Origin of the sequence: Francisella sp. Scap27 (assembly GCF_013394105.1) — a bacterium.
Lineage (GTDB): Bacteria > Pseudomonadota > Gammaproteobacteria > Francisellales > Francisellaceae > Francisella > Francisella adeliensis.
In genome coordinates, this window is sequence record NZ_CP041326.1 from 1,757,518 (window position 1) to 1,781,728 (window position 24,211).

The following is a 24,211-nucleotide window of genomic DNA, read 5'->3' on the forward strand; positions in this document are numbered from 1 at the left end:
AGGGAGAATTTGAAATAATTAACTCTGATCACTTAACTCTGATCACTTAACTTTGAGATAGAAGGTTTTACTGTGTGGTAATATCATCTTTCTTTTATAAACTCTTCTTTAAGTATTGCAAATAGGTATTCATCCCCCCAACTACCTTTAAAGAATATATTTTTAATAAAATGAGCTTCTTTCCTAAATTTAAGCTTTGACAGTATTTTAATTGCAGAAGTATTTTTAACATCTGTAATAGCTATTATGCGATGAATATCATAGTTATTAAATAGGGTTTTACAGATTGCAATTATTGCTTCTTTTGCAAAACCTTTATTTTGTGCTTGAGGACTCAATGTAAAGCCTATCTCTATTTGCTTATCACAGTCTTTTAGAAAGTGTATGGCTAAATCTCCAATAAGGATATCTGGATTTGTTTTAGTTGATATTGCTATTTGTACCCAAGAATCAGATTCACCAAAGTGTATATTTTTTTGTCGAGTATACAATTTATAGGCATCTTCGATGGAAAATGTACTCCAGCTTTGATATTTGGCAATGCTAGGATTATTTCTATATTCGGTAAAGTTTAATAAGTCACTTTCTTTAAAACTTCTCAATATTAATCTATTTGTAATTATTTTATTAAACATTTCAGGTTACTTATTTTATTATAGTTATGGCGCACTCAGCGGGACTCGAACCCACGCCACCGCCTTCGGAGGGCGATACTCTATCCAGTTAAGCTATGAGTGCAAAACCATAATGTATAATATAGATTATAGAATGTTTTCTCTAGTCTTTAATATAAGTTGTTTATGAGATTAGCTAATTTTTGAGGGTATTCCCAATCTATAGCATGTCCAGAATTTGTAAAGTAGATAACATTAAGTGTAGACTTATCTTTCAGTTCGTTTATAGTGTCTTGGTTTAGATTGTAGTCCAAAACTACATCATTTTTTGCAAGAAATATAGTCGTTGGCGTTGTGATTCTTTTGAAGTTATAAACATTTTCCTTATTTTCCATCCAATTCTTTAGTGCTATTTTTTGTGTTGCATATATTTTGGGGCCTGGAAATAGTTTATCTATAGTAGGATCTATAAACCGTTTAATCTCATCCTTAAGTTGCTTTGGTCTATAACTATATATATTATTAGTGAAGACATAGTTGTATATATCGTCAGAGATTCGAAATTTTGGTTTTTCCTGAAGTTTTTTTGGCTCTTTATAATTCTCTTCTGGTAAAGCCGGAGATATAAGCAGTAGACTTTTAAAAAGCTTTTTATCATCAAAAACCGACTGTAAAGCCACGCTGCCACCCATTGACCAACCTAATAGAGATACATTTTTTAGTTTTTTGATCTTTATGAAATCATTAGTATCATGTGCTAAATCTTTAATTGTAAAGTCTATGTTTTTAAGAGGCTGCGAGGTATTTATTCCTCTATAGTCAAGTATATATAGATTATATTTCTCAGATAAAAATAAAATAAAATCCCTTGGCCAGAAGTTTGCAGTGGTTCCTATTCCTGTAAGCATAATAAGATCTTGTTTAGCTTTGTCAGGAGTTGTTTGATAATAATGAATATCAGTATGATTAGTTGTAATTTCTTTACTTTGTAACTCAAGAGAAAAAGCATTAATCGTGAGTAAGCAAAGTAATATAGAGACTATTTTTTTCATTAAAATTATTTAAACAATTCATGATAAAATATACCTTAACATATTATTTATTTTTTTACATGAAAAAAATAGGTTTTTAAAAGCATTAGCTAATGTTTGAAAAAAAGAGCTTGAGCATGCTATAGATTATTTATATTATCTGCAAGTTTTTGTGACCGATCCCAGGCAATTGCATGACCAGAGTTTTTAAAGTACTTAACCTTAATTCTTTTCTGATCTTTTACTTCTGTGATCGTAGCTTTAATTTGATTAACACGCTCTACTTTATCATCTAGAGAGATATAAATATCAATTGGAATTTTGATTTGTTTGAACTTTTTCAAATTATCATCATCAGCTCGCCACTTAGTAACACTAGTTATTTGTCTAGCTAAAACATCATTAGAAGGAAAAAGTTGCTTTATATCAGAATTTATAAATCTGTTTCGTTCAACATCTAAGTTTTCTTTTGAGTAGTTATATAAGTTTATGCTAAAAACATAATTATAAATATCATCATCTGTTTTAAACTTTGGAGGTTTTGGGATTTTTTGTGTTGATGTCTTAGGCAAAGCTGGAGATAGAAGTATAAGGTGAGAAAAGTCTTTAGGATAATCAGAAACTGTTTCAATAGCTATAGCTCCGCCCATAGACCAGCCTAGTAGATATGGATTAGAAATATTGAGTTTTTTAACAAATTTATCTACATCAGTGGCCGTATCTTTAATTGCATAGCTTGCACTAGAGGTATTTTTTGTATTGATGTTTCTATAGTCAAGAATGTATAGATTATATTTTTCAGATAGCTTATCTATAAAATCCTTTGGCCAAAAGTTAGTCGTAGTACCACGCCCAGTAAGCATAATAAGGTTTGGCTTAGCTTCATCAGAGCTAGTTTGATAATAATGAATATCAATGTTTTTATTTATATTGATAACTTTGCTTTTTAAGTCAATCGAATAGCCAAAGCTAATTATTATCAGTAAGAATAATACGCCTACAGTTTTTTTCATAATCTGTAAATATAGTATTTGATATGTTCAATATACTAAACCTTTTAAATAAATATCTCAAAAAAAATCTTGAAAACAAGTTTTTAGTCTCAATATAGATGACTGTAGGGAAGCAGAGTTAGGTATACGGCTTTGACCTGCAAAAAAATTAAAATATCATTTAAAAAAATAAAGTAAATCAACAAAGGAGTAAGATTGTTATGAATATTCGTCCATTACAAGATAGAGTATTGGTTCGCCGTAGTGCTGAAGAAACTAAATCAGCTGGTGGGATTATCTTAACTGGTAGTGCTCAAGAAAAGCCAAGCCAAGGTGAGATAGTTGCAGTTGGTAACGGTAAAAAATTAGACAATGGTTCTACACAACCTATGGATGTAAAAGCAGGTGACAAAGTACTTTTTGGTAAGTTCGCAGGCTCTGAAGTAAAGGTTGGTGATGAGACTCTACTAATGATGGTAGAAAATGACATTATGGGAATTATTGGTTAATTAGTTTTAGAATATTTATTTAAAGGAGAATAACAATGGCAGCTAAAGAAGTTTTATTTTCAGATGAAGCTCGTGCAAAAATGCTTGATGGTGTAAATACACTAGCAAATGCAGTAAAAGTAACTCTAGGTCCTAAAGGTCGTAATGTAGTTTTAGATAAATCGTTCGGTGCTCCGACTATCACTAAAGATGGTGTTTCTGTTGCTAAAGAAATCGAGCTTGAAGATAAGTTTGAAAACATGGGTGCTCAAATCGTAAAAGAAGTAGCATCAAAAACTGCTGATGTAGCAGGTGACGGTACTACTACTGCTACTGTACTTGCTCAAGCACTTCTTACGGAAGGTTTAAAAGCAGTTGCTGCAGGTATGAACCCCATGGATCTTAAGCGTGGTATCGATAAAGCCGCTATCAAGCTAGTAGAAGAGCTAAAGGTTCTTTCTAAGCCTTGTTCTGATGCTAAATCTATCGAGCAGGTTGGTACTATCTCTGCAAACTCTGATGCTAGAGTTGGTAAAATTATCGCTGATGCAATGGCAAAAGTTGGTAAAGAGGGTGTAATCACTGTAGAAGAAGGAAAAGGCTTTGAAGATGAGCTTGATGTTGTTGAAGGTATGCAGTTTGATCGTGGATATTTATCTCCGTACTTTGCTACAAACCAAGAAAACATGACTACTGATTTAGAAAACCCATACATCTTATTAGTAGATAAAAAGATCGCGAATATCCGTGATTTACTTTCTATACTAGAAGGTGTATCTAAGTCTGGTAAAGCGTTATTAGTAATTGCTGAAGATGTAGAGAGCGAAGCACTAGCGACTTTAGTTGTAAACAACATGCGTGGCGTAGTAAAAGTATGTGCTGTAAAAGCTCCAGGTTTTGGTGATAGAAGAAAAGCTATGATGGAAGACATTGCAATCCTAACAGGTGCAACTGTTATCTCTGAAGAGCTAGGTATGAAGTTAGAAGAAGCTGGTATGGAAAGTTTAGGTACTGCAAACCGTGTTCAGGTAACTAAAGATGATACTACTATCATTGATGGAGCTGGCGATAAAGATGCTATAGCAAATAGAGTTAAGCAGCTAAAAGCAAATGTTGAAGAAGTATCTTCAGATTATGACCGTGAAAAACTTCAAGAAAGGTTAGCTAAGCTTTCTGGTGGTGTAGCAGTAATCAAGGTTGGTGCTATTACAGAAGCTGAGATGAAAGAGAAAAAAGATCGTGTAGATGATGCACTTCATGCAACTCGTGCTGCTGTAGAAGAAGGTATAGTTGCTGGTGGTGGTGTAGCACTTATAAGAGCTCAAAAAGCTTTAGAAGGCTTAACTGGTGATAATGAAGATCAAAACCATGGTATTGCATTACTTAAAAAAGCGATTGAATCTCCACTTAGACAAATCGTACAAAATGCTGGTGGTGAAGCATCTGTGGTAGTGAATGAAGTAAAAGCTAAATCTGGCAGTCATGGTTATAATGCTGCTAATGATACTTATGGTGATATGGTAGAAATGGGTATATTAGATCCAACTAAGGTTACTCGTTCTGCTTTACAACATGCTGCATCTATTGCTGGTCTTATGATTACTACAGAAGCTATGGTTGGTGAAATTAAAGAAGACGCTCCTGCTATGCCTCCTATGGGTGGCGGCATGGGCGGAATGCCAGGCATGATGTAGTTGAAAAATATTATGTGCTAATTCTTAACATCTGATTAGCATTTCTTTGAAACTCGTAAGGGCTTTTCTCAATATTATACTTATAGTTATTTTTGTCTAATACTTCCAATATTTTATCTAAGTGTTTGGATTTGTTTGATTCTAAATCAAGTATTGGAAATATTCTTACTTCAGATTTTGCTAATCTACACATTTCTAAAATTGATTTTATGTGAAAATCTAAATCTAGGTGTTTGCTATATAGGAATAGAAAGTGAGAGCATAAGACTATATTGAAAGATTTATCTGTAAAGGGGGATAGGTCTGGCAGCGTATTATATATGTACCTACCTTTAGACTTACCTTGTTCATAATCTCTAAGAAAATTATCCATAGACTTTGTACGAAGATCATAGAGAGCTTCTACAGACTCTATATTTCCCCATACATATTTATCTTTATTTATACTAAGTTGCTCTATTACTTCTTTTGAAGTCTCAATAATTCGTTGTTTTATATTTTTTTTAGAAAACTTATAGATTGGGTCTATGGAAGTAATATCTCCACCCATATTAGTTCCTTCATAATTGAAGCTTGAAGGTCCGTCACCACAGCCTAAGATCTTTGATCTTAGATCATCTTCTGTGAGCAAAAACATTTGTCTATATTCTTCAAGACTTCGTCCCCATGGTACAATATTTTTCAATTCCATTTATAAAGCTCATTAATCTATTAAAGATTAATTATTCTATATGTTTGTAACTATTTAATCTTTAGTTTATAGCAACTCTATAAATTAACTTCATAATTTAGCTTTATTTCATCTCCTGTAATTCCTCGAAACCCCCAGTTAGAAGGTTCACTCTCTATAATACAAATTTCTATGTCACTAAGAGCGATCTTTAATTCTTTATTTATATTTTGAAATAGTGACTTTATTAGATTTTTCTTTGTATTAGTTTCTCTTCCTTTCATCATTATAATTTCAATAATTATATATTGCTGGCTTTTATCATCGGGGAATATCATATTCTCCTGATCAAAAGAGATAAAACGATGAAACTTTTTATTTTTAGGAAAGGATAACATATCAACTATTGTTGTATGAATTATCTCAGATAATTGTTCTCTAGTTTCTTTTAAATTCTCTCTTAGTCCAAACACTTTTACTTGTGACATTTTTACACTTTGTGTTATCTATTTTAAATATATATGATAATTATTTGTTTGAATATTTTCACCTATCTTTTTTTAAATATTTACTTATAATATTTTTATGTTTATTTTATAGGGATACGATAATGGGTGGAATTTCCACAAATGATGATAAAGTTTTAGGCTTTAAAGATGTAACAATTATGGCTGTGACAGCTAACTTTGGTATCAGATGGATACCTGTAGCAGCTTGTCTTGGTGCTTCAGCAGTATTTTTTTGGATACTAGGAGCATTGATATTTTTTCTACCTTTAGTCGTTATAGCAGTTCAACTGTCTAGAAAATATCCTGATGAAGGAGGAATGTACGCTTGGACAACTAGAGCAATGGGTGAAAAATCTGGCTTTATGGTTGCATGGTTATATTGGATAAACACCATATTTTACTATCCAGCGGTGCTTATATTTTTAGCGACAAACTTTGCTTACTTTATCGGTCGTCCTGATCTTGTGGATAATCATTACTATATTACTGTAGTTGTTTTAATAGCTTTTTGGCTGATTACAGCTGTAAGTTTTTATGGCTTAAAAGCTAATAAGTATTTGGTTGATATCGGTGGGATACTAGGATCATTTATACCAGCTATTGCTATTATAGTTTTAGGTTTTGCAGCTTATTTTATGTCTGGAAAAAGTGCGACTGATTTTTCAGCATCAAATTTCTTACCGCATGATAATATTTTAAACAACCTTTCTACCTTAACAATAATTATGTTTGCGATGGCAGGAATTGAAATTATCCCAACTTTTGCAAACTCTGTTAAAGATGTTAAGAAAAACTTATTTTATGGTTTGATAGTAGCGTCAGTGTTATTGATAGGGTTGTATGTCTTAGCAACAGTAGCTTTAAACTTAGTTGCTTCACCAGATAGTATCGGTAGTGCATCAGGACTTATGACTGCTTTTGAGATTATTGGGCAAGAGTTTGGTTGGGTATGGTTTCCTAAACTTATGGCTTTTCTACTTACTTTTGCGGAGTTTGCAGCTGTTAGTATATGGCTTTTAGCTCCTGTGATTATGTTTTTTAAATGTACTCCAAAGGGGATTTTACCTGCTTGGTTACATAAGACAAACAAGCATGATTCACCTAAAAATGCTCTAATTTTTATGGGGATATTAGTAAGTATTATTGTATTGTTGACTAACTTTTTACCATCAGTAGATACTATGTATCAAGCTTTGATTTTGATGGCTACAGTACTTTATTTTATACCATATCTTTATTTGGTTGTTTCATATATAAAACTTAGCAACACTAAGTTGAAGTATATATTTGGTGTTTTAGTGTTTATATCAACAACGCTAGGCATTATTTTTAGCTTTCAGCCGCCTGCAGATTTAACAGCAACTAGCGATATTTTAACTTATGAGTTAGAGTTGATTTTAGGTCCGGTTATATTTATATTGATAGGATACTTACTTTATAAATTCAGAAGATGATAAATGCTTAAAAAAATATCTCTATTTTCAATAATAGTAATCCCTTTAATTTTTTCATTTGGTTATAGTTCTTCTAAAGAAATGAATTTTGCAAAAGCTGATGCAATTATTAATAATGATGTAGCAAATGGCTTTGGTGGAGCTGTTTTACTTGTTATAGATGGTGACAAAATTGTAAAACAAAGTGCATATGGCTATCAGGCAATGTTTAAGCCAGACTGTGAAACAAGTGCTGACTATAACATACCAAAGAACTGTTATTTGGCAGATAAAGATAGAACCTTGATGAATACAGATACTATTTTTGATTTAGCTTCTTTGACTAAAGTTTACTCAACGGTTATGGCAATGATGCATCTTTCATATATTAGTAAACTTGATATAAACAAGCCCGTTGCTTTTTATATAAAAGATTATCCATATAAAGATATAACTGTAAAGCAAGTTGCTGAACATACAGCAGGTTTTGCACCTGAGGTAAATTTTTATAATAAAAATGCTGTTATGACAAATGGTAAAACTGTTGCAGAAAATGGTTTTTATTCTCAAGATAGGGCGACAACTATAGACTTTATTACAGGCAGAAACGATAGTGGTAATAATCCTAAGCACCTAATCACACCGCGTGTGTATAAACCAGGTACAGAGAATGTTTATAGTGATACGGACTTTATGTTGCTTGGTATTATTGTTGAAAATATCGTAGGTATGCCACAAAATGAATATGTAGAGAGTGAAATCTATAAACCTTTGGGCATAAGTTTAAAATATCATGCCGAAGGCATGAAGGTACAGCCTAAAAACATAGCTCAAACAGCTGTTGGGAATTGGTCTGTAGATGCTGATAATAAAAAATCTCCTTATGACAACATGCGAGTTAATCCTATACAAGGGCATTCTCATGATGAAAAACTATTTTATAGTATGGGTGGGGTATCAGGACATGCAGGTCTATTTGGTAGTGCTAAAGATTTGACAGTGCTTGTTAAGCTATTACTAAACAACGGTAGTTATAATGGAGTTACACTTTTTGATAAAGCTACTTTGGATAAATATATAGCTCCGGAAGCTCATAATGATACTTATGCTACAGGTTGGCGTCGAGCTGGCTCTAAAGGTACTATGGCATGGATGATGGGTGAGTATGCTAGCTCAAATACTTACGGACATACAGGCTTCACAGGAATGGATACTGTGATAGATCCAGATAATAAATTTGGGATAATTCTACTAACGAATAGGCTACAGAGTCAGCAACTATCGAAACCTAAATTTGCATCAGCAAAGTATCAAACGCCTAATTATGGTGCAGTGATGGATGCTGTAGAAGATGTGATCTTAAAAACTAGAGTTACTGACTAAATATATTTTGAGTGTTATAAGTCTGTGACTTCAGTTAAAAATTAAGAATTAAAGAAGAGAATAAAATATCACTTGTGAAATCAAAGCCATTTGAATTATGCACATACTGATTCATATAACCAATTTCAACATGAGCTGTTTTATTGAAGTTATAACCTAAGCCAGCAAATGCACGGTTTTGTATTAAGGTGGCATTTTCTATATTGCCATCACCATTGAAGTTGTTAAAAAACTCATTAAAAGCTATGATTTCAGTCTTACGATTTTCAGATATAGGATAAGCCCCTCTAAGCATATATCTACCTCGTAAAACTGTGAATTTTCTAGTAGATATGATTAATTCTTCAAGACGAGCACGAAAAAAATATTTTAGATCATTGTACTTATTTTTATATAAGTACTGTTGCCAAATACCACTAGTATTTACAAGCTCAGGGACAAGGTCTCTAGTTTTAATATAGTCTGCCCCTAACCATAAACTATGTCGTTCATTTAGTTTATATCCTATACCACCTCTTAGTAGTGTCTGATAGTGTCTACTTGCATCATCACCAAATCTTTCTTGATAAGTAAGCTCGTATATAAAGTTTGAAAGTCTTGGGTCAACTTTATCAAAACCACCAAAAGCTGTAATATTATTCCATGATTGAAAGTCGCGACCAATTTCTTCTCTTCTCTTAGAGAAAGCTACTCCTATAAATATAATTAAAAAGAATATTGTAACTATCAACTTTTTCATAGGTGTATCGAATACTTAAGTAATCAGTATTTATTTAAAATATTATCAAGAATACTTGTAGGTAGTATTCTCTTGAATATACCCATAAACCAAGTAGCTTTAGTTATATAATATCTTGGTTTAGGCTTGTCAGAGTTCATGATTTTTTCAACAACTTTAACTACAGAAATAGCTTCCTCATTAAATGGAACTTTTTTATTTTGTCTTGCTAATATTCTTTCATAGTCTTTTTTATGTGCAGAATTTTCAAAGTTTACATTTTTGATGGTTTTTATAGAGTTTTCTCTAAACTTGCTGGTTATAGGTCCTGTATTTAGTAGACTCATATAGATATTTGAGCCTTGTAGTTCAAGCCTCATAGTATCTGCTATACCCTCAATAGCATATTTACTAGCGTTATAAGCACCACGATATTTCATAGAAATAAGTCCAAGAACAGAGCTATGCTGAATAATTTTTCCAAAGCCTTGTTTACGCATAATTTTTACAGCTTTATTCGTTATGTAATGAAGCCCAAAAACATTAGTTTCAAATTGCTCTTTTAGATACTTCGTATCAATATCTTCTAAAGCACCAGCTTGACCAAAGCCGGCGTTATTAAAGACAACATCTAGCTTGCCATTGGTTTTGTTGAGAATATCTTCTAAAGCATCATCTATTTGCTGATAATTTGTAACATCAACAAGATATACATCAAAGCCCTCTTCTTTCAGCATTTCAAAATCTTTATTTTGTCTTACAGAGGCAAAAACTTTATGCCCTAGGTTTTTTAGGTATTTAGCTGTTTCATAACCAATACCCCCATGAGAGCATCCTGTTATAAATACTGATTGTTGTTTCATTAAGATTATTTATTTGTAAATTGCTAGGATGATTTTATCATTTTTTAGTTTAACTTATTAGGTCACAATTTCAAAACAGGGTAATTAGTATATTTAATTTTAGATTAGTGTATCTATAAACTTTATTTGTAGTCATTGATATTTAAGGTTTGACTTTATTTTCCACCTGCCATATCTATAAATGTTCCTGTGCAATAATTAGCACCATCAGACAGTAGCCAAATAACGCCACTTGCCACCTCTGTTGGAAATCCACCTCTTTTAAGAGGGATTTTATCTTTTAATTTTTCTATTCTATCAGGATCGCCAGATAATTTATGAATATCTGAATGTATAAATCCTGGTCGAATACTGTTTACTAAAATTCCATCATCTGCAAGCTCAAGAGATAATCCTGTTGTGAGAGTGTCCATAGCACCCTTTGTACAAGCATAATCAATATATTCATTAGCAGATCCAAGCCTTGAAGCAGCTGAAGAGATGTTGATGATTTTACCACCATTATTGCCATGTTTTTTCGACATATATTTTATGGCGTTCTTACAGCAAAGCATAGTACCGAGTACATTAATATTGAAAATACTAGAGAGTCGGTCATGAGACATACCCTCGAACCTTGATGCTGGAAATATAGTACTAGCGTTATTTATAACAGCATAAATACTATCAAATTTACTATAAAAATCTTTAAACATTTCTATAACATCATTTTCATTTGATATATCTGCCTGAAATACTTCAGCTTTTACACCAATATTGCTTATTTGCTTAACTAAGGTATCTATCTCATTTGAATTTTTGTGGTAATGTAGTCCAATATTGTAACCCTGATTAGCAGCTTGAAGAGCTATAGCTGCACCTATCTTGCCATTAGCTCCAGTTATAAGAATATTTTTTGTCATGAGCTTGTTATTTGATTGCTATATCTTGTCATTATAACTTTTTATGATTGTGATACCATATAGTTTTGATTTAAAATTTTATCTTATAGAGAGTTTATGAGTTTCTCAAAAAAGCATATATTCTGTGCATCTGCAAGTACTGTGGTTGAGTGGTATGACTTTATGTTATTTGCTTATCTTACTACTATATTTGCGCATAATTTTTTCCCGTCTGCTAGTCCATCTAGTGCAATTTTGATGACTTTTGGCGTGTTTGCTGCAGGTTTTTTTATGGGACCAGTTGGAAGTCTAGTAATAGGGAGTGTTGGAGATAGATTCGGAAGGAAAGTTGCTTTAGTACTTTCTATATCATTGATGATTATACCAATGATTGTGATAGCTATTTTACCTACATATAATAGTATTGGCATTTTAGCTCCTATAATTTTAGTCTTAATGAGATTAGTGCAAGGTTTTTCAATAGGAGGATCTTATGGAGGAGTTATGGTTTTGATGATTGAATCAGCTAAACCAAATCGTAGAGGGTTTGTAGCAAGTTTCGCAACGATGGCTTCGGGGACAGGAGTTTTTATAGCATCTTTAATAGTAATGCTTTTAACCTATAAACTAGGTAATCAAGCATTAGAAAGCTGGGGGTGGAGATTAGGTTATTTTATAGGCTTAGTACTAGCTGTTTTAGCTTTAATCATGAGGCTTAGCATACCAGAGAGTAGTTCCTTTGAAAATCTTGAAGAACAAGGAGAGTTATCAAGCAAGCCAGTAAGATCGATGTTGAAAAAACAGTTTAGACCATTATTTTTTGCAATATCAATATCTGCTTATGGAAATATTGCTTACTATCTTGTTTTATCATATTTGGAAACACATTTTATACAAATTGGTTATGATGAATTTACATCTTTGGCAATTATAACTATTTTTAGTTTATTGTTTTCATTCTCAGCACCATTTTGGGGATGGTTAAGTGACTTATGTGGACGTAAAGCTCTTATCAAAGTTGCTATTGCTTTGTATATATTAGTATCTTATCCAGCATTTATGATTATGGGTAGTAGCTTGGCAATGCTAGTTTTGGCAGTGATTTTACTTAGTTTGCCTCTTATGTTGATATGGGGATCTTATGGTGCAGCAGCTCCAGAGCTATTTCGAGCTAAATATCGCTATAGTGGAAATGCGTTAAGTTACAATATTGGTAATTCTTTTTTTGGAGGAACAATTCCTTTTGTAGCAACTTTACTATTTGTCTCACTAGGGTTTAATGCACCTGCTTGGCTGCTTATAGTTTCCTCAGTTATAATGGTTCCAATAATTTATTGTATGCCAGAGACTAGGCAGAAAAGTGTCTGAAAAATGTGAGGCTATAGTTTTTTCGAATGAAAAACATATCAAGTGCAGCTATTATTAAAATAAATGCTTCTTACTGAGAGCAATCTTCAGCTGAAATTTCTTAATAGCTTCTTGTGGTAATATATGGCGTATACCGTATATTGGAAAGTCCATAGAGTTATATAGATATGTGTTTATAGCATCAATCAATTTCATTTTATTACCTTCGCTGATAGTACCTGGTTCATATTTCATCAAATTAGTAATTGTTAGTCTTGATAGTTCTTTCTTAGCAATACACTCAACAGTTAATTCTTTTAAGCAAATACCCCAAGTTCCATCTACCCAATAGCCCCATGCTTGATCAAAATTTTGACAACCTGGAGTTTTTATACCTTTGAATTCTTTTTCTAACTGAATGCGAAAATTTATTTTAAGTTGTTGATTTATTTCTGTTAGCTCGTGAAACTCAGATAAAGCAAGAGCTTCTTTTGCCAAGTTTATAATTGATGGATGATAATAGCCTACTCTAGTTGAAACAAGATGGTCTTCTGCAACAGGACTTGAAAAGATGTCAGTAGAGCGTACCTCGTAAGAAGGTCTCGGAATACATTGAGCTCTTTCTAATTTACAAATATCTAGTTCATCGACATTACATTTTTTAGCAAGCTCTGATAATGTTATATATTTTGCCGTGATAAATTTTTTCATTTTTTCTTGTTTCAACTGTTGCATATAATTGTCCTTATTTACTAAGCGTAATATTTTTTTCATGATTGATGAGCCATTGTTTTCGTATGATGCCTCCGCCATAACCACCTAAGTCACCATTACTGTTTATAACTCGATGGCAAGGAATTATAATTGATATTTGATTTGCACCATTTGCTTGAGCAACAGCTCTACATGCAGTAGGTTTGTTTATGCATTTTGCAAGATCTGCATAAGATAGCGTTTCTCCGGTTGGAATATCTTGAAGAGTTTTCCATACTTGTTTTTGAAATGGAGTACCAACTAAGTTGATAGGCGTTTTAAAAATTATATTTTCACCTTGGAAGTATTGTTCAAGCTCAATTTTTAATTGTTTGGTAATATGTGTTTCTCCAGGGATAATAGCAGCACTTAATCTTTTTCTAAGACGCTCGACCTCAAGCTCTAAGCCACGACGGTCAACAAATTCTAATAGATACAAGCCCTGATTATCAGTAATGGAAACCATAGGTCCAAGTTCAGTATCTAGCCAAGTAGCATTCAATATGCGACAATCGGATTTTGTCGGAGCTGCCCCCATAATTTTTGAAAATGCATCACGAAAGCCGCTTCCAGATTCATAGCCTGAGGAGAGTTGAGCATCGATAACTAAGTTTCCTTTCCGAATATGTTTCATGGCTAACCCCATTCTTCTTGCTCTAGCATATTCTACAAAAGTCATACCAAATCGTTTTTTAAATTGGCGTCTTGCTGTTGATGCATCAATAGATAGTTTAGCAAAGTCTTTATCCTTCCAACGCTTTTCAGGATCAGCTTCCACGGCTTCTACAAGTTTTTTTATGGCTGGTGAAACTTGGTTAGGGTGTGAAAGAGGTTGACAACGTTGACATGCTCTATAAGAAGCTAGCATAGCTTCTTTAGCAGATTTAAAAAACTCACAGTTGATAAATTTTGGTTTTCTGGCAGGGCAGGTCGGTCGACAAAAAACTCCTGTTGTCTTTACACCAACAAAAAAAGTTCCTTCAAACTCAGAGTTCTTATCTAACAGAGCCTGATAGTATATTTTTTTATTATTTTTTGAAATCACATTTAGAGCCAAGATTGTTTTTTTGAAAGCAATTATATCCATTAAAAAAAAATACATCACCGAAAATCAGGCATTGATTTTTATCATTTAAGATTTGTTAGTTTATTGACTATATCAAAGAAAAAATTATTTGTTAATCAAGGGAGAGATTTAAGTGAAATAATAAAATTTGGGATTTAAGGATTTGAGTCATAAGTTAAGGATATTATGTTTTATTGATTTGTCCTCTAAGATATCAACTAGTCTTATAAAATTTAGGTTCAAATTCTACACCGTATTTTACATTCATCCACATTCTACTGATAAAACTTTGCATTTTAGCATCATGAATATTTAGCACATACATTTTCTCAATTTGCTCATCTGTAGGTCTGATGTTTGTATCGTCAAAAATCTTATCAAGATATTTTTCATTACCAGTCATAGCATTTGGCTGATATATGTAATTGCTATTTTTAGCAGCTACATAAGGGTCTATGATATAGTTCATAAGCTCATAGGCACTATCAACATCTTTGGCACCTTTTGGAATCATAAGCATATCAAACCAAATATTTGTTCCTTCTTTAGGGGTTACATAAGCTAGCGTTACGTCAGGATTAATTAATTTAGCTCGCTCAACAGATCTTACTACATCACCAGAGTAGCCCATTACAAGGCATAAGTTACCAGCAGTAAAGTCATTTTGGTATTTGTTACTATCAAAATACTTTATGTGAGGGCGAATATGTTTGATGATATCTAAAGCAGCTTTTTCATACTCGGCTTTACTATCAGTGTTTGGATCAATACCGTGATAAAAGAAATAGTTACCAAAGATTTGTTCAGGCTCATCTAGAAGAGATACTCCGCAACTTGAGATTTTTTTAAGATACTTTTCATTAAATACATATTCCCAGCTGTTTGGGATAGTCCCTTTGCCAAGTTTTTTCTCAATTTCTTGTTTGTTGTAAGCTAACCCAGTTGTACCGTAAGTATATACTACGGCATATTTGTTACCCGGATCATTAATTTGAGAAACTTTGTCATATATAGTTTTGTTAGCATACTTGAGGTTTGGAAGTTTTGATTTATCTAATTCAACTAGAGCTTTAGATGCAATTTCACTATTAAGATAAAGTGCACCTTGTTCAACTAAGTCAAACCCTGATGAACCTGTCATAATTTTTGCTCTAGTCATATTGTCATCGGATGTATATATGTATTTAATACGAGTATCAGTTAGTTTTTTAAAGCAAGGCATAATGTCAGGAGAGATGTAATCAGCCCAGTTAGTAAAATTCACGGCAGATTTATATTCACTAGAAGTCAAAGGGGTTTTTAGAATCTCGTTATTGCAAATATAAGAACTATTTTTTGCATAAACTTCACCTGCTAAAAATGGTAATAAACTAATAAGAATTGTTCGTAGTTTCATTTACTTTGTACGGTTGTCATCATTTAGTTAAAAGTATATACTAGGCGGGCGAATCGTAGAAACAAAATCTCATCCTTATGGAACAAATAATCTCTAGTAAAAAGTTTGGTTTAGTAAGACTTATTATGATAAATATTATCGCTGTTGATAGTCTTAGAAATATCTCAATTACGGCTCAAGCTGGTTGGATTGTGATAACTTTTTATATATTAGCGGGCTTGGTGTTTTTAATCCCTTGTGCTTTACTAACAGCGGAAATGTCTACAGGTTCAGCAAATGAGACGGGTGGTATTTATATATGGGTCAAAAAAGCCTTTGGTAAAAAAATGGGCTTTCTTGTAATATGGCTTCAGTGGGTTTATAACTTAGTATGGTTTCCCTCAATATGTGGGTTTTTTGCAGGAGTTATAGCTTATGTCATGGGACCACTAGTCGGTGATAGTGCCAATGATTTAGTTGCAAATCCGTGGTATATGATCTCTATGAGTCTGGTGATGTTTTGGGGTGCTACTGCTATCAATCTATTTGGTGTGAAAACATCTAGTACAGTAAGTACGCTAGGAGCTATTATTGGGACACTTTTACCAATGATAGTAATCATAATAATTGCTATAGTTTGGTCTTTTTCTCATTCTCAAGATATAGTTTTGCCAACGGTTAAAAGCTTTATTCCATCTGGTGATAATATGAGTAGTTGGGCGTTGTTTATAACTGCGATGTTTAGTTTGTTTGGTTTAGAAATGAGTGCTATTCATGCTGCAAATGTTAAAAATGCTAAGAAGAATTACCCAAGAGCTTTACTAATATCAGGTAGTGTTATTTTAGGTTCATTGATACTGTCAAATATTGCTGTCATTATAGTAAGTAGTCAGCTTGATGTAGGGGATGTTGATATAGTTACAGGTCTTATGGTTTCTTTTAACTATTTCTTTAGCCAGATTCATATGGAATGGATGACTTATCTTATTGCTATTACGCTTATATTTGGAGCATTTACAACTACTGCTACATGGATTATGGGATTATCTCGTGCATTTATGGTGGTAAGTAATGATAATATTTTGCCTAAAATGTTTGGTAGTACCAATAAAAATGATGCACCCGATACGATGTTGATTACACAGGCTATAGTCTTTACGGTATTTTGTTTTTCTTATATATTTATGCCATCAGTAAATGAGGCGTATTGGTATCTTAGTGATCTTACTGCTCAGCTTGCTGTTATAGCATATATCTTGATGTTTGTTACTGCTATAAAGCTGAAAATCAGTTATCCACGTCAAGAGGGTCAATATGAAATTTATAAAGGCTTATTTGGTACGACTGTAATGGCAGTATTAGGTTGTATTGGTTGCGTAATAGCGATTGTTGTAGGTTTTATTCCTCTTGGTGATCAAGATATGTCGGCATTAGAGTTTGATTTGCTTTTAGTAGCTGGAATAGCAGTAGCTTTAATAGTACCAGTAATAGTGAGCCTCAAAAGAAATTAATCAGTAATTCAATTATTTTCAAAAACTGCTAAAATAACCTCACTTTTACAGTTAATTATATAGTTTAAATGATTTTACGCGTTTTTAAAGGTTGGTACCAAAAAAAGTATCTTAATAATGAGCCTATCATCTTTGTTGTGATGATGTTGTGTTTTTACCTTATCTTAAAGTTTTTAGGTAATTATATAGCACCGATTTTAGCAGCATTAGTTATTGCTTATTTACTTGATACATTTGTGAGTATTTTGCACAAAGTTACAAAAATAAAAAGGATATTTTTAGTATATTTTGTATATATAATATTTTTGCTGATTTTATTGTCAGTAATATTTGTTCTTTTTCCAATAATTATTAGCCAAACTATAGATTTTGTAAAACAAGCATCACATACACTTTCTAGTTTAAAAGCAAGCTTAGAAGAGTTATCTGTTAAGTATCCAAAGTTACTTACTGATGAGAGAATAAACTCTATAGTTAGTTGGTTTAATACAGTAGATTGGCAGAAGATTAGTTCTAATGTAGGCACATATTTACTACAAAATACAGCAACAACTTTGCCTATATTATTTTCCATACTAATTTATTTATTTTTAGTACCACTGATGATTTATTACTTCTTGAAGGATAAAGAGATCATAATCAAATGGTTTAAAAGCTTTTTACCAAAACAAAATGCTGCGATGTACTATGTTTGGAATGATTTAAAACCTAAACTTGCAGACTATGTAAGAGGCAAAGCAATAGAGTTTGTTATTGTTTCAATTGCCACGTATGCAGGATTTGCCTACTTTAATCTAAACTATGCAATACTGCTGGCATTTGGTGTAGGTCTTTCAGTTATAATTCCTTATGTTGGAATGGCTTTGATTACAATACCTGTTGTAATGGTTGGGATACTTCAGTTTGGTTTGAACGGTACTTTTGTTTCAATGTTGGCAGTATTTTTCATTATACAAGCATTAGATGGTAATTTACTTGTACCATTATTATTTTCAGAGGTTTTAAATATGCACCCTGTAGGTGTGGTATCTGCTATCCTGATATTTGGTGGAATGTGGGGGTTATGGGGAATATTTTTTGCTATTCCATTAGGGCTTTTATTTATGTCTGGGGTAAATATGTTTCGTAATCATCTCAAAGGCAGAAGAGAAGGTGCTAATATAGTTGTATGATTATACAAAGATTAATTAATCAGACTATTTATCAAAAGCTTACAGCTCAGAATAAAGATCCTTTTTTAGCTAAAATAATAGCTGCACGAGTAACTGATTATGCCGATTTAGATTTGGTTTTAAATGGTGAGATTAAAGATTTATCATCACCTTTTTTATTTAAAGATATTGAAAAGGCTACAAACAGACTTTTTACTGCGTTACAGAATGGTGAGGTGATTGGCTTAGAGACTGATCATGATTGTGATGGACAAACGTCTCATGCAATATTTTACGAGGCTTTAACTAAAATATTCAATCACCCTAAAGAAAAAATTCGCTCATATATTGGGCATAGAATGAAAGAGGGGTATGGGCTTTCACAAGCGTTGATGACGAGAATTTTGACTGATGAAATTCGTCCAACTTTAGTCATAACAGCAGATAATGGTTCAACAGATGAGCCAAGAATATCTACCCTCAAGCAAAATGGTATAGATACTATAGTTACAGATCATCATGGTATACCACCAGAAGGATCACCAAAAAGTGCAGTTGCGGTACTTAACCCAACACAAGCAGATTGTAACTATCCTGATAAAGCTATAGCAGGGTGTATGGTTGCTTGGCTTTTTATGGCGGCTTTACGCAGAAAATTTATTCAAGAAAATATGCCAATTTCAACGAGCTTTGCTTTGAGTAATCTTTTTGATTTAGTTGCTATTGGTACAGTTGCAGACTGTGTAAGTATGGCAAATAGTCATAATAATCGGATTGTGACTAAGCTTGGGTTAAAGCAATTAGCAAAAAGTGATCGTGTTTGTTGGGACTTTTTTGAGAAAGAAAAATTGTCTTCTGAATATGTTGGATTTAGTATAGCACCAATCTTAAACAGTGATGGTAGAGTAGCTGATGCCTTAGGTTCGGTGAGTTTTTTACTAGAACAAGATGAACTAAAAGCTGCGGATATTTTTGAAAACTTGAAAGAGCAAAATACAAATCGTAAAGAGATACAAAAGCAAATAACTACAGATGCAATGAAACAAGCTAGAGTGCTTGATAAAACCAAAAGCTCGCTATGTATACTGCTTGAAAATGGTCACGCTGGAATACATGGCATCTCTGCAAGTAGGCTAAAAGATACCTTCGGTAAGCCAATAATTATATTTTCTGAAACTCAAACAGATAGCTCATTAGTAGCAGGGTCAGCTCGTAGTACAGATGATATTCATATTAAGAGTATTTTAGATGAGGTTGCTAAGCGATCACCTGATCTTATAATCAAATACGGTGGCCATAAAGGTGCTGCAGGCTTAACCATCAAAAAATCTGATTTTAAGAAATTTTATGAGTGTTTTGAGAGTTGTATACTAGAAGAAATAACAAAGCAAAATTTAAAGCTAGAACCATTTGTAGAGTATGATTTTGAGCTTGAAGAAAACGAGTTTAACTTAGCAACATTTTCTAAAATAGAATCACTAGAACCATTTGGTAGAGAGTTTGATAAACCAGTATTTTGTAATGATTTTACAGTAGAAAGCTTTCGACTTGTAGGTAAAGATAAAATCCATGCTCAAATGGTTTTACGAGTTGGTAATACGTCTGTTAAATCTATATGGTTTAATGCTACGGATAACCCGATTGTTGCGGAGATAAGTATTGGTGATAATATCAAAGCGTGTTATCAGCTTCAAAAAGAAGAGTTTCTTGGACAAGTTAATTTGGGCTTGAACATAAGGGCTATAGAAAAAAATGAAAAATCATAATTTTATCAAAACAGAATTGACTAAATTTCTTAAAGACATTGAGCTTGAGTATTTTGAAAGTATTGGTTCAACAAATGATTATCTTTTAGATAAAGTTTTTACGCATAAATACCATTTATGTTATGCAGGTGAGCAAACAAAAGCTCGAGGACGCCGTGGTAATAAATGGTTGGCCTCAAGCCATGAAAATATTTATGCAACGATCGGTTTTCGATGTGATTTTAGTGCTAATCAAACAGCATTAGCAAGTTTAAAGATAGCGCTAGGTGTTGCAGAGGGACTTAAGAAGCTCATACCAGTTGAGCTACAACAAAACCTCAAGATAAAACTACCTAATGATATTTACTACAATGGCAAAAAACTTGCTGGAATACTTATTGAAACAAAAAATATCAAAAAAGATAGTTTTGATGTTGTGATAGGTGTTGGAGTTAATGTAAATATGACAGCCTTAGGTGAGAGCATAAATAGAGAGTGGACTTCGTTAGCTATTATAAATGAAAAGCCTGTAGATTATGCAAAAGCATTAGTGAATGTATTTAGTTATATTGTTAGAAATATAGATTTAAATCAAGGGTTAGCTTTAGAGAAATTTGGTAATTATGATTATCTATTAAATCAAAAAATCTCTTTTAATTATTCATCAGAAAGAGTAGTTGGTATTGCTAGAGGTATTTCTAAGGATTTGAAGTTATTAGTGGATATAAATGGTTTAGTTCAGCAACAAGAGTTTGACATAGCTAATATAAATACTGTTAGGTTAGCTGGTTAATGAATTTAGTAAATATAAAAAAACGAGCAGAATATCTTGAGAAAATCCGTCAGTATTTCAGGGATTTAAATGTACTAGAAGTAGATACTCCTTTAGCTTATGAGTATGGCGTTACAGACCCATTTATCGATGTTTTTTCAATAGATACTGTTTCGGGTAAGAGGTATCTACAAAGCTCACCAGAATATGCAATGAAAAAACTACTTGCTGAGGGTAGTGGAAGTATCTATCAAATATGCAAAGCTTTTCGTGATGAACCATGTGGCCGACTGCATAATCATGAGTTTACAATGATAGAGTGGTACAGGGTTGACATCGATTATTTTGAGCTTATGCAAGAGATGGAGCAATTGTTCGCTATTCTCAAACCGAACTTAAAGTTTAAATACTTGAGTTATCAAGAGGTTTTTGAGGTATATTGTGGCTTTAATCCTCATACTGCTAGTTTAACTGAGCTAAAGGACTATGTTTTTGAGGTTTTGGGTGATATACAAGGTTTAGAAAACCCATCAGTTGCAGATTGTCTAGATATACTGTTTAGTTATAAAATTGAAAAAAATTTAAATGCAGATAATACAGCTTATTTTATATATGACTATACTGTACACCAATCAGCTTTAGCTAAGAAAATCTCAAATAAAGATGGGCAACTAGTTGCTGCAAGATTTGAAGTATTTATAAGTGGAGTAGAGCTAGCAAATGGCTACTATGAACTTATAGATAAGGTTGAGCAATTAAAGCGGTTTGAAGCAGATTTAAATATTCGTAAAGAGCAAGGCAAATATCTGCCAGAGATAGACTATGGTTTAGTCGACTGTTTAGATGATATTCCAGAATGCTCGGGTGTGGCATTAGGCTTTGATAGGTTATTTATGAGCTTAGAGAAAGGCATAACAATTAATCTTGAATAATCTTCTAGCTTAAGTTGCTATGAAGTTAAGTATAATTTATCTGGCAAAATATGCTTAGAAAACTAATCTTAATAGTATCTGTTGTTGCTAGCTGTTATGGATATTCTATGATGGCTCAAAATGATAAACTTACAATTAGCAAATCTAAAGAATTAAAAGCTCTTAAAGATGATTGTCTATCGTATTATGAAGTATATGAGTCGATTCTAGGAGAACATATAGACCCTGGAGATCGAAGTGAGCAGACTAATATAGGAGGTATCAAATGTCATGATGCTACTAAGGCATGCATTGTAGGAATTAATAGTACAAGATCTTTCTCTAGTGTTCAGCTTAAAGTATCAGGTGGATATGAAGATACTATAAGAATTACTACCGATATAGTTGGAGAAAAAACTTCATCAATGATTCATGTGACAGCAAACTCTACTTCAGGTATTAAGCTTCAAAAGGATTGTCCACTTAGTATAAAGTATATATTAGTTAATGGGCCTATAAATGATCGGTTTCACATACGTTGTGTAGAGAGTTAGTTCGTGCTGAAGTTGATTATTAGCCATAGTATAATTTTTATAGTATAGGTGTTTTATATGCTCTATGCTAATATTGAGTCATTAAATTAAATAAATCTTACTTGTAGAGTAAATGAGCAAAATAAAAAAAAATCTTTCAAAAAGAGCATTGAGGCAGCAAGGTATTACTTTAGTAGAATCAATGGTATCTATAGCTATATTAATGTTTTTGTTATTTGCTTTTTTTTTAGTTTTCAATAGCACAATTTTATCATCGAGCACTTTAAATAAGCAGGTTGATATGACGAGTGACCTAGATCAGAGAATTGATGATTATGTTTTAACGGGAAGTTTTAATGATACATCGTCAGGTTCGATGATGTTTTCTCAAGAGGCTACAGATGATCCAGCTATTGTTAAGTTTACAGTTACTGGTGATGGAATTACTGTATCAAAAGATAAAGCTGTTTTTAATAGCTAATATTTAAAATCATATTTTAACTTTATTTTCACTAAATTTGCGATATAAATTATTTGTGTTACAATCATGCGTGTAAAGACTGTATTAATAATTAAGGTTTAACACCTCATAAATAAAAGTTCTAGTGTCACTTCGTTGTGGTGCGTTTAAAAAATATAATATTTTTCTACTTCGAACGGTCTTTAAGAAAACATAGAGAGCTTGTAAGTAGAAGACTATGTCTTATCTATGTTATAAGAGGGTAGTATTGTAATTTTTAAAGATTATATCTTTAATTCAATTGTCGCTAGCGTTATAGTGGCCAATGTTGCTTTTACTAATTATCTAAACCTCATTAGGTAGTGATGCTTAATGAAGTTTGATGTGTGAAAAGGTTGGGTTAAGAGTGAGATTTTCATTAAAATCAAATAATAAAATATCAGGTTTAAGTTTAGTAGAGCTTTTAGTGGCATCTACTATTTCATTGCTTGTGATCGGGATGAGTGTAACAGTGTTTGCTTCTGCTAAGAAGAACTATGTGGCAGTAAGCACATCTGTCAAAGCTAATGTAGATCAGCTAAATGTGAAAAGAATTCTATATAAATCGGTTAGAACAGCAGGTATATCATGTAGTTATGGTACTAGTTTAGCTAGTTTTCATAATAGTACATCAGATACTATTGCTGCTAATAGCTTCTTACTTGATAGTTCTAATATTCAAGTAGGAAACGTATCATCTTTGGCAGGGAAACTTGATAATCCTGGGATTACATATGAGCCAAATACTAATTACATAATGGTTAAAACAGAGACAGGTTCTTCAAAGTTAGCAAATAAAGTAAATAACTTAAATGTTGAATTAGAGTCTAGTGATGATCTTAGTGATGGAGATTATCTGGCCTTATGTAGTGATGATAGTGTTGATTTAGTAAAGGTTGAATCTGAGAATTCATCAAGCAATATTGTTAAATTAGTGCAAGACCCATCAAATAGTTATAATGCAGGTGATTATGCAGGTAAATATCAAATTGAAACTTTTTATACCGCAAATACTGGGGAAGTAGATGAAAATGGTCAGGCTATATATGCTTTATATATGCATATACAAGATGGTCAAAATACAAAGAATGAAGAGCTTGTTGAAGGTATCAAAGATTTAAAAGTTAAATCTGCTAATGTTTCTGGTAGTAGTGTTACATGGAACTCTATTACTTCAGATCAGAATTTTGATAGATCAGATACAAAAGCGCTACAAGTTGAGTTTACTTTAAACGGTAAGAGCTATAAAAAAACTATATTTCTATAAGGCAA

Annotated in this window: 24 protein-coding genes and 1 tRNA gene; 13 read left to right on the forward strand and 12 right to left on the reverse strand. The window is 32.5% G+C overall.

The window, feature by feature from the left end; all coding sequences use genetic code 11:
• Positions 1-83 precede the first annotated feature (83 nt).
• The 4 genes from FLM55_RS08385 to FLM55_RS08400 form a co-directional block, all read right to left on the reverse strand.
• Positions 84-635: a GNAT family N-acetyltransferase gene (locus FLM55_RS08385; RefSeq protein WP_178948850.1), complete on the reverse strand. Its 552-nt coding sequence runs from the start codon at positions 633-635 to the stop codon at positions 84-86.
• Between the two features lie 27 nt (positions 636-662).
• Positions 663-738: transfer RNA gene (locus tag FLM55_RS08390), tRNA-Arg, on the reverse strand.
• Positions 739-784: 46 nt separating this feature from the next.
• Positions 785-1,666 (reverse strand): alpha/beta fold hydrolase, encoded by an 882-nt coding sequence (locus FLM55_RS08395; RefSeq protein WP_178948851.1) that lies wholly within the window; start codon positions 1,664-1,666, stop codon positions 785-787.
• Between the two features lie 119 nt (positions 1,667-1,785).
• Positions 1,786-2,658, reverse strand: a complete 873-nt coding sequence (locus FLM55_RS08400; RefSeq protein WP_178948852.1) for an alpha/beta fold hydrolase — start codon at positions 2,656-2,658, stop codon at positions 1,786-1,788.
• A 200-nt stretch (positions 2,659-2,858) separates the two neighbouring features.
• On the opposite strand from FLM55_RS08400, the gene FLM55_RS08405 reads away from it, so the two are divergent.
• Together FLM55_RS08405 and groL are read left to right on the forward strand one after the other, a co-directional pair.
• On the forward strand, positions 2,859-3,146 hold the full coding sequence (locus tag FLM55_RS08405; RefSeq protein WP_178948853.1) for a co-chaperone GroES: 288 nt from the start codon (positions 2,859-2,861) through the stop codon (positions 3,144-3,146).
• A gap of 35 nt (positions 3,147-3,181) precedes the next feature.
• The gene (gene groL, locus FLM55_RS08410; RefSeq protein ID WP_178948854.1) at positions 3,182-4,819 is read left to right on the forward strand and encodes a chaperonin GroEL; all 1,638 of its coding nucleotides are present in this window, start codon (positions 3,182-3,184) and stop codon (positions 4,817-4,819) included.
• Between the two features lie 10 nt (positions 4,820-4,829).
• Here groL and FLM55_RS08415 read toward each other — a convergent pair whose 3' ends face one another.
• Together FLM55_RS08415 and FLM55_RS08420 are read right to left on the reverse strand one after the other, a co-directional pair.
• Positions 4,830-5,510: an SAM-dependent methyltransferase gene (locus FLM55_RS08415; RefSeq protein WP_178948855.1), complete on the reverse strand. Its 681-nt coding sequence runs from the start codon at positions 5,508-5,510 to the stop codon at positions 4,830-4,832.
• 77 nt (positions 5,511-5,587) lie between these two features.
• The gene (locus tag FLM55_RS08420) at positions 5,588-5,977 is read right to left on the reverse strand and encodes a tautomerase family protein (RefSeq protein WP_178948856.1); all 390 of its coding nucleotides are present in this window, start codon (positions 5,975-5,977) and stop codon (positions 5,588-5,590) included.
• Positions 5,978-6,099: 122 nt separating this feature from the next.
• Between FLM55_RS08420 and FLM55_RS08425 the strand changes: the two genes are divergently transcribed.
• Positions 6,100-7,452: an APC family permease gene (locus FLM55_RS08425; RefSeq protein ID WP_178948857.1), complete on the forward strand. Its 1,353-nt coding sequence runs from the start codon at positions 6,100-6,102 to the stop codon at positions 7,450-7,452.
• Positions 7,453-7,455: 3 nt separating this feature from the next.
• Positions 7,456-8,814 (forward strand): serine hydrolase, encoded by a 1,359-nt coding sequence (locus FLM55_RS08430; protein WP_178948858.1) that lies wholly within the window; start codon positions 7,456-7,458, stop codon positions 8,812-8,814.
• Positions 8,815-8,848: 34 nt separating this feature from the next.
• Here the strand turns inward: FLM55_RS08430 and FLM55_RS08435 are convergent, their stop codons facing one another.
• The 3 genes from FLM55_RS08435 to FLM55_RS08445 all read right to left on the reverse strand — a co-directional run bounded on the left by FLM55_RS08435 (position 8,849) and on the right by FLM55_RS08445 (position 11,297).
• Positions 8,849-9,553 carry a DUF2490 domain-containing protein gene (locus tag FLM55_RS08435; protein ID WP_178948859.1) on the reverse strand — a complete coding sequence of 235 codons (705 nt, stop codon included), beginning with the start codon at positions 9,551-9,553 and terminating at the stop codon, positions 8,849-8,851.
• A 23-nt stretch (positions 9,554-9,576) separates the two neighbouring features.
• Positions 9,577-10,395: an SDR family NAD(P)-dependent oxidoreductase gene (locus FLM55_RS08440; protein WP_373193958.1), complete on the reverse strand. Its 819-nt coding sequence runs from the start codon at positions 10,393-10,395 to the stop codon at positions 9,577-9,579.
• A gap of 155 nt (positions 10,396-10,550) precedes the next feature.
• A complete protein-coding gene (locus tag FLM55_RS08445) occupies positions 10,551-11,297 on the reverse strand; it encodes an SDR family oxidoreductase (protein ID WP_178948860.1) in 747 nt (248 codons plus the stop codon).
• A 96-nt stretch (positions 11,298-11,393) separates the two neighbouring features.
• On the opposite strand from FLM55_RS08445, the gene FLM55_RS08450 reads away from it, so the two are divergent.
• A complete protein-coding gene (locus FLM55_RS08450; protein ID WP_178948861.1) occupies positions 11,394-12,644 on the forward strand; it encodes an MFS transporter in 1,251 nt (416 codons plus the stop codon).
• 54 nt (positions 12,645-12,698) lie between these two features.
• Here FLM55_RS08450 and FLM55_RS08455 read toward each other — a convergent pair whose 3' ends face one another.
• The 3 genes from FLM55_RS08455 to FLM55_RS08465 all read right to left on the reverse strand — a co-directional run bounded on the left by FLM55_RS08455 (position 12,699) and on the right by FLM55_RS08465 (position 15,838).
• Complete coding sequence (locus FLM55_RS08455) at positions 12,699-13,358, reverse strand: DUF6058 family natural product biosynthesis protein (RefSeq protein WP_178948862.1); 660 nt, start codon at positions 13,356-13,358, stop codon at positions 12,699-12,701.
• Positions 13,359-13,368: 10 nt separating this feature from the next.
• A complete protein-coding gene (locus tag FLM55_RS08460) occupies positions 13,369-14,463 on the reverse strand; it encodes a bifunctional transcriptional activator/DNA repair enzyme AdaA (protein ID WP_178948863.1) in 1,095 nt (364 codons plus the stop codon).
• A 193-nt stretch (positions 14,464-14,656) separates the two neighbouring features.
• Positions 14,657-15,838, reverse strand: a complete 1,182-nt coding sequence (locus FLM55_RS08465) for a polyamine ABC transporter substrate-binding protein (protein WP_178948864.1) — start codon at positions 15,836-15,838, stop codon at positions 14,657-14,659.
• Between the two features lie 77 nt (positions 15,839-15,915).
• On the opposite strand from FLM55_RS08465, the gene FLM55_RS08470 reads away from it, so the two are divergent.
• From FLM55_RS08470 to FLM55_RS08505, 8 genes are all read left to right on the forward strand, one after another.
• Entirely contained in the window at positions 15,916-17,328 is a 1,413-nt protein-coding gene (locus FLM55_RS08470) for an APC family permease (protein WP_178948865.1), read from the forward strand.
• Between the two features lie 68 nt (positions 17,329-17,396).
• On the forward strand, positions 17,397-18,500 hold the full coding sequence (locus FLM55_RS08475; RefSeq protein WP_178948866.1) for an AI-2E family transporter: 1,104 nt from the start codon (positions 17,397-17,399) through the stop codon (positions 18,498-18,500).
• The gene (recJ, locus tag FLM55_RS08480; protein ID WP_178948867.1) at positions 18,497-20,245 is read left to right on the forward strand and encodes a single-stranded-DNA-specific exonuclease RecJ; all 1,749 of its coding nucleotides are present in this window, start codon (positions 18,497-18,499) and stop codon (positions 20,243-20,245) included. Before FLM55_RS08475 ends, recJ begins: the two co-directional genes overlap by 4 nt.
• Positions 20,232-21,017: a biotin--[acetyl-CoA-carboxylase] ligase gene (locus FLM55_RS08485; protein WP_178948868.1), complete on the forward strand. Its 786-nt coding sequence runs from the start codon at positions 20,232-20,234 to the stop codon at positions 21,015-21,017. Before recJ ends, FLM55_RS08485 begins: the two co-directional genes overlap by 14 nt.
• Entirely contained in the window at positions 21,017-21,928 is a 912-nt protein-coding gene (epmA, locus tag FLM55_RS08490) for an EF-P lysine aminoacylase EpmA (protein WP_178948869.1), read from the forward strand. Before FLM55_RS08485 ends, epmA begins: the two co-directional genes overlap by 1 nt.
• Positions 21,929-21,978: 50 nt before the next feature.
• Positions 21,979-22,461, forward strand: coding sequence for a hypothetical protein (locus tag FLM55_RS08495; RefSeq protein ID WP_178948870.1), 483 nt, complete (start codon positions 21,979-21,981; stop codon positions 22,459-22,461).
• A gap of 112 nt (positions 22,462-22,573) precedes the next feature.
• Entirely contained in the window at positions 22,574-22,921 is a 348-nt protein-coding gene (locus FLM55_RS08500) for a prepilin-type N-terminal cleavage/methylation domain-containing protein (RefSeq protein WP_178948871.1), read from the forward strand.
• 361 nt (positions 22,922-23,282) lie between these two features.
• The gene (locus tag FLM55_RS08505; protein ID WP_178948872.1) at positions 23,283-24,206 is read left to right on the forward strand and encodes a PilW family protein; all 924 of its coding nucleotides are present in this window, start codon (positions 23,283-23,285) and stop codon (positions 24,204-24,206) included.
• The last annotated feature ends 5 nt before the right edge of the window (positions 24,207-24,211 follow it).